This window comes from Actinopolymorpha rutila (assembly GCF_013407855.1).
Lineage (GTDB): Bacteria > Actinomycetota > Actinomycetes > Propionibacteriales > Actinopolymorphaceae > Actinopolymorpha > Actinopolymorpha rutila.
Window position 1 is genome coordinate 1439475 of the sequence record NZ_JACBZH010000001.1, and the last position, 12084, is coordinate 1451558.

Genomic DNA, 12084 nt, shown 5'->3' on the forward strand with positions numbered 1-12084 from the left:
GGACTCGCTGACGGGTACGGACAGTTACCTCACCGTACCGACGAAGGACGCTCGGGCTCTGCTTCGGGTGATCGGCCAACGAAGCCGGGCAGAGACCGTCCCCGATGCCCATGGTTCTGCCCATGAAACGAAGTCGTCGAGTGCCACGGATGGCACGCCAGATACTCGCTTCGCCAGCACCGCCGTAGGTCAGCGGCATATTGGAGACGCGTATCGCCTTTAACGCGGAGCGTCAACCGACACATTCGGGAACCGGGTTCGGGCTACCTGCACAGTTCGTCGGCGTATTGCCTTGGATCAGCGCGGCCGTGCCCAGGTTGAAGATCAGTGCGGAATTGTTGATCCCGCCTGGCCGGTCGGCAGAGGAGTTGCCTTTGACCACGGCGCCGGTCTGGAAGAATATGTGCGCGTCCGGATTTTCGGTGCCGTCGTTGGAGATGCCACCGCCGATCGCCATCGGCGCGGTCGAGGAAGAGCGCAGCGCCTGGTTGTTTTCGATCGTCGCCGGACCGATCATAGCCTCGCCGGCGTTGAAGATACCGCCTCCTTGGGCGCTGATAGTAGGTGTCTCAGTGTGGGATTGCACCTGGTTTCCGCTGAGGATCGACCCGCCGAAGATGTTGATTGTGCCCTCGGCCTCGTTGTTGATACCGCCGCCCAGTACTCCGATGTTGCCGTCGACTGTGGTGTTATCGAGCGTTGCCCTGCCGAAGTTGTGGATTCCGCCGGCGAATCCCGTGTTTCCGGTCACCCTTGCCCGGACAAGGGCCAGGGAACCGCCCTCCCGAACCAGGATCCCGCCTCCGCTGTGACCGTCGCTCGGCACCCGGTCACTGACGGCACCGTTGCTGATCGTCACTCCGAAATCCGCCAGGCTGCCACTCGAGGTGATCTCGACGATCCGGAATTCCGGGGTGTTCGGGGCGATGGAACGCGTGATGGTGACGTTTCCGCCACCGGTGAGCCCATTGAAAGCTATGGGCGAAGTAATTCGGGGTAGTCCGGTGACGGTGCCGGGTTGCGGCTCGGTGAGGGTATACGCACAGCCAGACGCAAGCGTCAGGAGGTTAGAGTCCGGGGAGGCGTTTGCCATGTTGATCGCATCGATGAGGGCGGCTGTCTGGCAGGGCACATCGATAACAAAGTTAGGAGGGCGGTGGTGGTGACGATGATGGTCGTGGTCCGACGGTGTTCCGTCAGCTCTGGCGGTTGATCCTGTCAGACCCGGTAGTGCAAAACACACTCCCAGTGCCGCGCCGATGGCCAGGATTCCACGTGCGCCTCTACTCATGGACTGCCCCCGCGTATCTGGGATCCGCCTGCTTGATCTGCGGATGCCCAGGCAACGGTTCCGGAAACTGACCATGACAAGAATGGAGACTCGGCCTACAGAACAACTCTGCCGCCACGTGCCGCGGAAGCAATTGTTCCAGGAGGAATTCGACAACCAGATCTTGCGAGCCTGTGTCCGAGGCTCCGCTTGTCTGCAAGATTGCTGACGGTGCGTGTCATGCCGTTGCCCTTAGGCACCGCGCGGGTTCGTCATCCCCACATCTTCGGGCGCCCGGACGAAAGGCGCATCGCGACCGCTTTCGAAGTCGTGTATTCGAGCAGCGCTTCCGCTGACATCTCCCTCCCGTAGCCGCTGTGCTTGATGCCTCCGAGCGGCTGGCCAGGGCTGACGTCGAACCAGGTGTTGACCCACACGGTCCCGGCGTCGAGTGCCGCAGCGAATCGGTGGGCGCGGGCGAGGTCCCGCGTCCATACGCCGGCGGCGAGCCCGAAGTCGCTGGCGTTCGCACGCGTGATCGCGTCTCCCTCGTCGCTCCAGGACTGCACGGTGACCACCGGCCCGAACACTTCCTCGCGCGACACCGCGGTGCTGCCCCGCTCGTCGGCGAGGACCACCGGCTCGAAGAAGAAGCCGTCCAGTCCGGCGGGAAGGTCGGGCGTGCCTCCGCCGCACAGCAGTTCGGCGCCTTCGTCCACGGCACGCTGGACATGACTGCGGACGCGGTCCCGGTGTGCGGCAGACACGAGTGGACCGACCTGCGTTCTCGGGTCGACGGCGTCCCCGATTCGGATCTGGCGCATGATCCCTATGAACCGCTCGAGGAACGCGTCGCGGATCGCGTCGTGAAGGAGGAGCCGCGACGCGGCGAAGCAGACCTGACCGTTCTGGAAGGCGATGCCCAGGAGCGCATCGGCCACGGCGAGGTCCAGGTCGGCGTCGGGACAGATCACGAACGCGCTCTTGCCCCCGAGTTCCATCACCGCCGGCGTGATCTGGTCGGCCGCGGCGTGCAGGATCGAGCGCGCGGTGGGCACGCCGCCGGTGAACGAGATCTTGTCGACCCCCGGATTCGCGACCAGCGCCGCCCCGGCTCGCGGCCCGTAGCCCGTGAGGATGTTCAGCACGCCGGGCGGCAGCAGATCCGCGGTGCGCAAACCGAACTCCACGACACTCGCGGCGGCGAACTCCGACGGCTTGAGCACGACGGTGTTGCCGGCGGCGAGCGCGGGCGCCACCTTGAGAGCGGTGGAGATGAGTGGCGAGTTCCACGGGATGAGAGCGGCGACCACGCCGACAGGTTCCCGCGCGGTCCAGACCCGGAGATCCGGATCGTCGGTCGTGAGCGCCTCCCCGCCGAGCGAGCGCACCAGGCCGGCGTAGTAGCGGAAGATTGCGACCGCCGTGGGCACGTCGGCACCCTCTGCCTCCCTGATCGGACGGCCGTTCTCGGTGGCCAGCAGGGTCGGCCAGGCGCCGTCCTGCTCGATCTGGTCGGCCAGGCGGTTCAGCACCGCCTGGCGCTCGGCGGGGCCCGTGGCGCGCCACTTCGGGAGGGCGTCCCGGGCGGCCTTGACCGCCTGCTCGACGTGCTCGCTCGTCGCTTGCGCGAGTGTCGCCCAGACGCTTCCTGTGCTCGGGTCGACCGCCTCGAAGCTGTCGGTCGTCGGGACAGGCCGGCCTCCGATGAAAAGGGGGTACGGAACGGCCGGCCGAAACGCCGCGCGCGCACTCGATTCGGTTGCGTGCGCGCTCGTCATGACGGCGCTTTCGCCCGGCCCTGCACCGGCCACCGCTGACTGTGATGTGTCACGACGATCGCCCCAAGCACTGCGGTCTCGAGAGCCTCGGGGTGACACCTGGGTCGGGCCACGGATTTCCGGCACTTTGACAGCGACATCGCGTAACGGTCGTCATTACCAGCCGAAATACGGCCGCATCCAGTGGTCGGGTGCCAGATAGTTTCAGTCCACTCATTCGCGGTCCGATTACGCATCTGCAACCCCCTTTGATGCAACTCTCCGACCACTCAGCAACCTTACCGATCCTCCGAGCCATTCGAAAAATACCCATCCCATTCGCTCGCCAGGTGAGGACTCCCTACGTGTTCACAGTCGGCCTCAGGCCGCCACGGGCCCCGCCTGGTGCCGGGCCGGAGTTTTAGCCACCTCGTTTGGCTACGTGACTTCCCATCGGCCTGCCAGGCCCCTGAGCCCAAGACATCTCATCCGCGGAGAAGGGGGCCCCCACCGTCCTCGTGGCTGACACTGAATCTTGACCTGTGACAAGGGGGCGGATGGATGGTCTTGCAACAGGATGGTGCCAGTCGTCCGGTTTTCGGAGTCGGCCGGTGGATTGGGCCGAGACGAAGTGGGCGGTGGCAGAGGATTCCGGTCGCTGCAGTCGCTCTCGTCCTTCTTGTGGCACCGACCAGCTGCGTCGGTGACTCCGGAGCCGGAACCCAGCTACATCCGGAGAGCTCGGCGGCGCCTGGAGTGAAGGCAGCCACGCCAACCGGGAAAGCTGCCGTCTGCGCGCGCGCCTTGGCCGTGCAAAACTCGGTCGGCGTGCTGACGGCGCAGGATTACACCAAGGTCCGAAATTCCCAGCAGAACATCGCCCAGGTTCAGAAGAACCTGCAGTCGCTGCAGGCCGTCGCCCCGCCGGAATGGAAGGAGCAAATCGCCGCGCTCTCCCGCGCAGTCTCCCAGCTCGGCAAGGCCATCGAGAACCTGCAGGGACAGGCCACCACGGCAAAGGCCTGGCAGGCGCTCGGGTCGGCTGCCGAGGGCGTGGGAAAGAGCACGGACAACCTGCGCCAGAGCCTCTCATCGACCTGCCCCGACCTGCGGGAGGGTCTCGCTCACTAACCTGGTGGTCGATGAACGGACCGCCGACGGCTACTGGCTGGGCGACAGGTGGCTGGTGTTGCGAGCCGAAGTCCCACAGGTACCACTGCGCCTGCGGCAATCAGGGACGCGGTGATCTTGCAGGTCTGGGACCTGTGTGGATCTGATGTCGTAGATCTGCGCGAGCGCTCACAGCTGGCCGAAAACGTAGGGACACGGGGCTCTCTATCGACGTCCGTTCGAAGCCTGCTCAGCGGCTGCCGCTGATGCGGCAACTCGTTCGTAGATTTCCCGACGCCGTGCCTCATCGGGGACCGCCCGCCAGGTCTCGCCAGTCTTGTCATCGGTGTAGATGCGGTCCATGTCGCCTCGTCCACCGATTGACCCGTCGATGAGCTCACGCACGATGTCGGCGTGTCCGGCGTGGTGACCTGTCTCCAAGATGGTGTGTACGAGGGCTTGCCGCAAGGTGAGTTTCTCCCCGCTGTGGGGGACGGCGCCGATGTCGTCCAGGCTGAGTTCGGTGATCGTCTGGTCAGCGTGCGCGCAGGATCGGCGGTACAGGTCGACGATGTACTCGGTAGATTCGCCTGGAACGGCGTACATGTCTGCGCCGTCCAGGCCGCTGCCGCCTTCCCACCATGGCATCCGGATACCGGATTGCGACGCTGGCCTACCGAAGGTCTCTCCGAGATAGTTGGTCTCGCTGCCCATGACGTGCTTGACCAGGCCCAACAGGTTCGTGCCCGAGCTGGTCATCGGCCGGCGAATGTCAGCATCGCTGAGTCCGTCGAGTTTCCACAGCAGGATGTCGCGGACACCGCGCAGGCGCGCGTGTAGATACTCCTTCTCATCCACTGGGCGGGAACTAGTCATCCTCGATCTCCTCCTACGGCGGGTACTGGGCTGAGTCGCGCGACATGATACGGAGGAGTCAAGACAGCCTGTGTCCTGCTTTCGCAAGGGGTCGGCTCTGAGCTCGGCGTGCCCTCTGCGCACCCCAAGCCAGGGATGATCTTGGTCCGTAGCGGTGATCCACGGTCAAGACACGTGCTGTCAGACGCGGCGGGGATCCACACTCGACGGAGCTCAGCCGGCGAGTGGCCTTTGCAAGACACCCCATGCCGCTGGAGGTCAAGCTCCCGGCCGGTGGCGAAGAAGAGAGTCGGTCAGCCGGATAGGAGGCTTGTGCGTCGTGCAGTGAGCCAGGCTGCTTCCTCGTCCAACTCTGCGAGGTCGCCTCGGGCGAGGAAGTCCTGGAAGGGGGCGATGCCTGCGGCGCCGAGTGTGGCGACTCGGTGGCGTTCGGTGGCCTGGAGGTCGACGAGTGCGTCGAGAACTGCCTCCCGTTCCGCGCCGTAGGCATCACACAGTGCGGCGAACCGGCGCCGGTGGTCTGGTTCGGTTGTGAAGCCGCAGGACCGCCAGCCGTCCTCGCCTCGGTAGAACGGGACCGCGTACCACGCCGTTTGGGCGAGGTCCCACAGCGGCGGGGCGGGTTCGGCGAAGTCCCAGTCGATCAGCCCGACGAGCCGGTCCCCATCCCAGATCGTGTTCCACATTCCCATGTCGCCATGGCGGATGCTGCCACCCGGCAGGGGAGACCCTGCTGGGCTGGTACGCCAGACCGCGTCCGGAGGCGGGTCGAACTTCTGGACTGCATCGGTCAGTTCCCGCAGCATCCGGCCAAGGGTGTGCAACCCCTCCTCGCAACGCAGCACGTGCGGCCAGGGGCGCATCGCCGGCGTGCCCTCGATGTAGGTCAAGACCTCACGATCGTGCTCGTCGATGCCAAGCACCCGAGGCGAGTAAGGGAAGCCGACCCGCTCCAGGTGATCGAGTAACGAGTGGATAGCGGGCGTCCATGGACCGGTCGTGCGACGCACGGTTTGCCCGACACGCACGACGGTGTTGACCACGCCACCGGTGAGCTTCTCCTCAGAGCTGTCAGCCATGTCGGTCACCTTGCCCGGCGAACCGATGAGCCGCAACGACTATTGATCTCCCGAGATCAACCTCGGCACCGGAATGTGCGCGGGCTCCCTTTGGGTGAGGCGAAAGACCAGAGTCCCGCCCGTCCAGGGTCAGGCCCGTCCATAGACTGCGGACGTGGCTCTGCAACTGATCGGCGCCGGTTTGCCCCGTACCGGAACTGCCTCTCTTCGTGAGGCTCTGCGGTATCTACTTGGTGCGCCCGTCTACCACATGAGCGAGGCCTTCGCGCACCCTGAGCACGCCCGCACTTGGGTGGACGCCATCGAAGGAGACCCGCCGGAGTGGGGGGACTTCCTGGCCGGCTACGCCGCAGGGGTGGATGCGCCGTTCTCGAACTGCTGGCGCGACCTGGCCGCGGCATACCCGGACGCCCCTGTGTTGCTGTCGCACCGCTGCGATCCCAAGGTGTGGTACCGCAGCATGGCGGCAACCGTTCTTCCCCGTACGCGCGAGTTGCTCGCGAAGGACGACGGCGACCCGATGGTGCCTCTGTTCCAGGTCATTTTCCGCGAGGTGTTCACCGATATCGATGACCCGGACGAGGCCATGGCCGGCTATGAGCGGTGGCTGGGCGAGGTCCGTGCGGAAGTCGACCCCAAGCGGCTGATCGAGTGGCAACCGGGTGACGGCTGGGATCCGATCTGCCGTGCCTTGGGCATCTCCGTTCCTGACCGGCCCTTCCCCCATGAGAACAGCACCGCGGACTATGTGGCGCGCAAGGCGATGCGCGCTCGCAAGGATCAGGTACGGGTCGCGTCAGTTCGATCGTCAAACCAGGGCGCGCCCGAGTAGGACGCCCTGTCACGCGGCCCGTGTCGAGGTCGATCTTCGCCCGGATCACCTCTTCAACGGTGGACGCCCCGCGCACGAAAGCCCACCACAACCATGCTGGACGGACGACCTGACCGTCTGCCGTGCAGGCGAAAGGTGATGACACGCCGGAGCCGGTGACCTGTACAGTTTTTCGGTGCGCGCAGTGCTGTTGGGCGGAGCTCCCGGTATCGGCAAGTCCACGGTGGCCCGAAGCCTCCTGAACCTTGCCCAAGCTGGGCCGGAGCTCCTCCAGTGGGTGGATGTGGACAGCCTGTGGCTCCACCAGCCCTGGCGAGTCGATGAGCGGATGAAAACCCTGGTGCAGGAAAACCTGCGCTCCGTAGCGGATCACGCCGCTCATGCCGGCGTCGATGTCCTGGTGGTTACCTGGGTCTTCCAATCCGTAGAGATGCAACGCCTCGTCTCCACGCTGCTTCCTCCTGAGTCCAAGGCAACATCGGTTCAGCTGCACGCGGGGCGCGAAGTGTGGGCCCGTCGCTTCGAGGCGGATCCGGAACGGCCGAGCGTGAACGACTTCTACCGGAGCCGATACGCATCCGCCCAGGGGACCCCGGCCGACCACGTAGTGGAGACCGATGGGCTGACCCCCATGGAGGTCGCGCGCCGGGTCGCTGTCGTCGCCAACCTGAGCGGCAACATCTAGGCCGGTACACCGAGTTCCCAGCGCGCGGCGATGCCGAACAGCGGTGACATCAGAGCGCCGACCTCCCGAACGTGATCGAAGCGGAAGTGCGCTGACCGCGCCGTGGTGGGCTCAGTGCACTGCCTTCGCGCCGCTCCCGCAGCCGGGGTCCAGGATCCGGAGGCCTCGCAAGTACGGCGGCAGACGTGACCGGTTCGATGTCGCGCCGCGGGCCCACGCTGCGGCTGATCGGGCTGCGCATACGTCGAGGCCGTGTCACGCTGGTCCGCGTTTGCCGGAGACCGGGGATGGTGGGACGACGATGCGGCTCAACGAGTACGCGGACAGCCTGCGCGCTCTCCGCCGGAGTCTGGGACTGTGTTGGCGGGCGGCCCCGAGAGAACTGGTGCAGCTGACCCTGCTGAGCGCTGGTATGGGCGCGGGTCCTGCGTTCACGTTGTTCCTGGGCAAGGTCGTCATCGACCAGACCGCGCGGATCGCGGAGAGCCGATCCGAGTCCGGCACTCTCCATCACGTGTTGGCGAATCCGGTCCTGTTGTGGGCCGTCGTGGGATTCCTCGTCGCGCACGTCGTCCTCGACACCGTGGAGACGATCCAGGGTTTCCAGGTCGGCGCGTTCCGCGACAAGCTGGAGGGCAGCACCACCTACCTGATGTACGACAAGGTGGCGGGCTTCGAGGACATCGCGTTGTTCGAGGACCCCGAACGACTGAACATCCTCCAGCTCGCCGAGCAGAGCATCCCGAGGATCCATCAGCTGGCGACCACGGTGTCCAACCTGATGATCGGTGTCTTCGTCCTGGTTCCGGTCGTCGGGCTGTCGTTCTCGTTGGCGTGGTGGGTGCCGATCGTCATCTTCGCGACCGCTATGCCCTCGGTTCTGGTCCAGTTGGGCTTCGAGCGACGAGCCTGGAACGTCGAGGAGACCCTCGCCGGCACCACCCGGTCGATGCGGATCCGCGGTCAGGTCCTCACCTCGCCGGAGTACGCGAAAGAGATACGCCTGTTCCGCCTGCAGCCGCTGCTACTGGCCGGCTGGCGCACGCTGTTCCACGACACGTTCGACCACATGCAGCGGGTCCGCCGCCAGGGTGCGGTCCGGGTACTGGCGTGGTCGCTGGTCAGTGGACCAGGCGTCGGGATTCCGTACGCGTTCGTGGTGCTGCTGGCGGCCAGCGGCCAGTTCAGCCTCGGCGACCTGGCGTTGTACGCGGGAATCGTGTTCGAGGTTCGGCGCAGCCTCTTCATCCTCGCGGGCAACGGATCCAGCCTGCACGAGATCGCGCTGGCCTCCCGGGCGGCGTTCCGGCTCCTCGACCTGGAGCCGACCCTCGTCTCACGCACCCCCGCGCTCCCCACCTCAGCGGTGGTATCCGATGCCGGGAAGGGCCTGGTCGTCGGTGGCGTCACGTTCGCCTACCCCGGCTCGGAACGACCAGTCCTGCAGCAGGTCGACCTGGAGGTTCGCCCCGGCGAGATGCTGGTCGTCGTCGGTGAGAACGGAGCGGGAAAGACGACCCTCGCCAAGCTCCTGTGCCGGTTGTACGACCCGCAGGAGGGCACGATCACCTGGAACGGACACGGCATTCGTTCGGTGGACCTGAACGAATGGCGCGACCGAATCGGCGTGGTCAACCAGGACTACGCCCGCTTCCCCGCGACCATGCGGGAGAACATCGGGTACGGACAGCTGTCCGGCCTCGACGACGATGAGCGTGTCCGCGCCGCAGCCGGCAAGGCCGGCCTCCTGCCCGCGGTCGCCAAACTGCCGCGTGACCTCGACACGACCCTCAGCAAGCAACTCGACCATGGCATCGAGCCCTCGGGTGGACAGTGGCAGCGGATCGCCATCGCGCGGGCCCTGATGCGGGATGATGCAACGGAAATTCTCATCTTCGACGAACCAACCGCGGCCCTGGACGCGCTGGCAGAGCACGACATCCTCGGCATCCTGCGTTCGATGGCCAAGGGCAAGGCGACGATCGTCATCAGCCACCGGCTCGCGCTGGCTCGCGACGCCACCCAGATCCTCGTCATGGAGCACGGCCGCGTCATCGAGCGCGGCACCCACCCTGAGCTGATGGCAAAATCCGGCGTCTACCACGACATGTTCACTCGCCAGGCCAGCAGCTACGTGGGTCTGGACTCGCTGCCCGCGACAGAGGGCGCCCTGACGGATCCGCGTCGGCGGCGCCTTGATCGTTCGTCTGCCTCGTTGTCCGACGAAAGCTCCTGTCCGGACTGCCGCGTCAGGGAGCGCGAGCCAGGTGTCTGAATCCGGTCGTTGTCGGCCACCAACGTGGTAACCGCGTCGCGCCCGGAAGTACGGTGGCAAGGCTGGAAAGCGCCTTCCAAGGCTACGCCGAGCCGCACCGCACTCGCCGGAACACCGCTGGAGTCGTCATGCGCACCCTCGTCCGGGCCACCGCGATCTTCGTCCTCGCCCTCGCCGCCGTCTGCGGGACGCCCGGCCGCGCACCCGTCCGACCCGCGGCTGCCGCCGGCCCGCCGGCCGCCGACGGACAACCATGCGCCGTGCGTGCCGGGGAGGGCAGCTACCCCAACCCGTTGAACGAATGCGCCGCGGCCGATCCGGGGATGGTGATCCGGGGAAGCACCTGGTACGCGTTCACCACCGGCATGAAGCTCTACAAGTCCAGCGACTTCGGGCACACCTGGAGCGACCTCGGCCGCTTCCTGCAGGTCCCGGCCGGCTACGTCGACGCCTGGGCTCCGGAGGTCTACCGGATCGGGAACACCTGGATCTGTTACTTCTCGATGCGGCCGGGCCCGGGCCAGTTCGCCAAGGTGTTCGTCGCGACGTCGGACCGGCTGGAGAGTGGCTGGCAACTACGCGAACAGCCGCTCGCCGAGGACCCGACCGTGAGCAAGATCGACGCCAGCATGTTCCGGGCGCCCGACGGCCGGCGCTATCTGCTCTACAAGGAGATCGGCAACCGGCGCATCATGATCGACCGGCTGTCCGCCGACGGGCTTACCGTCGCCGGCCAACCCACACCGATCCTGTCCAACACGCTGCCGTGGGAGGGCAACTCCGTCGAGGCGCCGAGCATGGTCTACCGGCGCCACGACCAGCACTACTACCTCTTCTACAGCGGCAACCTCTATACGCCGACCGGCCACTACGGCGTCGGCGTCGCCCGCGCCACCTCGCCCACCGCGTCGTTCGACGCCGGCAAGCTACCCGAGCCGATCCTGCGCGGGGACGCGGACTTCGCCTCGCCGGGCCACCAGTTCCCGACCCAGGCGACAGTCGACGGGCGGCGTACCGACGTGCTCTTCTACCACGCCTACCCGCTGCGCGACCCGGCCGGAAACCCGCTCCCGAGCCCGGCGCCGCGAGCGCTGATGATGGACGTCCTCACCTGGGGAGCGGACGGCTGGCCGAGGGTGCACGACGGAACGCCCAGCCGGTAGAGCAGCGCATCCGAACACTTACGGCTCTTATCCGAATCTCCCCGTACCTGCGCACTGAAATTCCCCACCCGTGTGGCCTAGCGGGAAGTGCCGTCGGCGACTTCGGAACCGGCACTTTCACCTCCGCCGATTTCCTCTCATTGTTTGTCGACGGAATGCCTATTCGTTTGGGTGATGGTGACCGGTGCGTTTCGCGTGTTCACCTTTGCTTTCCTGCCCGTTGTTCTCCGCCTCGCCTGACAGATTTCGCCCGGCACAACCGCCTGCCCGAGGCGGACGTTCGTACCATTTGCAACGGTTGTCCGCGGCCTGCGCCTTCTTGGGTATTCACGGGCCGAGTGGGACAGCATCAATGCACCAAAAGCCCCAGCCCGGGAACCTGGCCGGTGCAGAGTTCCGGCAGTTTTGCACCCGACCAGTTTGGGTATTCCTGAAAGGGAATCAAGCATATCTATCCGGAAATGACTTTGCGAATACGGCTATTCCGATGAAGAACCTCGAAACGTACGTAGCCGCTCGGGCGCAACCGGCATGTCACACAGGGCGAGGGGCCGAGTGAACGCGGTGCTCACGGTCTACACGCCTGAGGAAGCCGCGGAGGTCCTCCGAGTCGCGCCGGGTTGGCTGGAGCAGCAGGCAGCAGCGCGCAGGGTCCCCTTCACCATGCTCGGCGGCTGCTACCGGTTCACCGACGATCACCTGGCACAGATCGTCCGCATTTTCGAGTCGGCGCCTGTCACCGCGTCGGGAGTCGCCTACGTGCAGGAGTCCCTTCCCGCTACCGGCGGCGCACGGGTCTATGCGGTCAACGTGGTCGAGCCGTTCGGCAGGTCCGTCCCCGAACCTCGCGCGCTGGCTGCAGTGGGGGGACCCGAGAAGACCAACGAGGATGCGGACGAAGGGGAGACCGCCGTCGCGACCGGCGTCGATGTCTCTGTCGATCCGATCTTCGTCGACTCGACCGGCCGCCGCGCCCGCAACGTCCGGCGTGCCGGCTACCTCGTGGCCGGCGTGTGCGCCGCGTGCACGGCCGT

General features: G+C 66.1%; 9 protein-coding genes. 5 read left to right on the plus strand and 4 right to left on the minus strand.

What is annotated here, in order from left to right; all coding sequences use genetic code 11:
- Positions 1-232: 232 nt before the first annotated feature.
- Entirely contained in the window at positions 233-1132 is a 900-nt protein-coding gene (locus F4554_RS06365; protein ID WP_179786522.1) for a hypothetical protein, read from the minus strand.
- A gap of 410 nt (positions 1133-1542) precedes the next feature.
- Positions 1543-3051, minus strand: a complete 1509-nt coding sequence (locus F4554_RS06370) for an aldehyde dehydrogenase family protein (protein ID WP_202889168.1) — start codon at positions 3049-3051, stop codon at positions 1543-1545.
- A 735-nt stretch (positions 3052-3786) separates the two neighbouring features.
- Here F4554_RS06370 and F4554_RS06375 point away from each other — a divergent pair.
- The gene (locus F4554_RS06375) at positions 3787-4161 is read left to right on the plus strand and encodes a hypothetical protein (protein WP_179786524.1); all 375 of its coding nucleotides are present in this window, start codon (positions 3787-3789) and stop codon (positions 4159-4161) included.
- Positions 4162-4365: 204 nt separating this feature from the next.
- Here F4554_RS06375 and F4554_RS06380 read toward each other — a convergent pair whose 3' ends face one another.
- Positions 4366-4998, minus strand: coding sequence for a mycothiol transferase (locus F4554_RS06380; RefSeq protein WP_202889169.1), 633 nt, complete (start codon positions 4996-4998; stop codon positions 4366-4368).
- 311 nt (positions 4999-5309) lie between these two features.
- A complete protein-coding gene (locus F4554_RS06385) occupies positions 5310-6095 on the minus strand; it encodes a phosphotransferase enzyme family protein (RefSeq protein ID WP_202889170.1) in 786 nt (261 codons plus the stop codon).
- A 154-nt stretch (positions 6096-6249) separates the two neighbouring features.
- Between F4554_RS06385 and F4554_RS06390 the strand changes: the two genes are divergently transcribed.
- From F4554_RS06390 to F4554_RS06405, 4 genes are all read left to right on the plus strand, one after another.
- The gene (locus tag F4554_RS06390) at positions 6250-6927 is read left to right on the plus strand and encodes a sulfotransferase (RefSeq protein WP_179786527.1); all 678 of its coding nucleotides are present in this window, start codon (positions 6250-6252) and stop codon (positions 6925-6927) included.
- Between the two features lie 175 nt (positions 6928-7102).
- The gene (locus F4554_RS06395; RefSeq protein ID WP_179786528.1) at positions 7103-7612 is read left to right on the plus strand and encodes a nucleoside/nucleotide kinase family protein; all 510 of its coding nucleotides are present in this window, start codon (positions 7103-7105) and stop codon (positions 7610-7612) included.
- Between the two features lie 301 nt (positions 7613-7913).
- Positions 7914-9887 carry an ABC transporter ATP-binding protein gene (locus F4554_RS06400; RefSeq protein WP_179786529.1) on the plus strand — a complete coding sequence of 658 codons (1974 nt, stop codon included), beginning with the start codon at positions 7914-7916 and terminating at the stop codon, positions 9885-9887.
- A gap of 128 nt (positions 9888-10015) precedes the next feature.
- Complete coding sequence (locus tag F4554_RS06405; RefSeq protein ID WP_179786530.1) at positions 10016-11050, plus strand: family 43 glycosylhydrolase; 1035 nt, start codon at positions 10016-10018, stop codon at positions 11048-11050.
- Positions 11051-12084: the final 1034 nt, after the last annotated feature.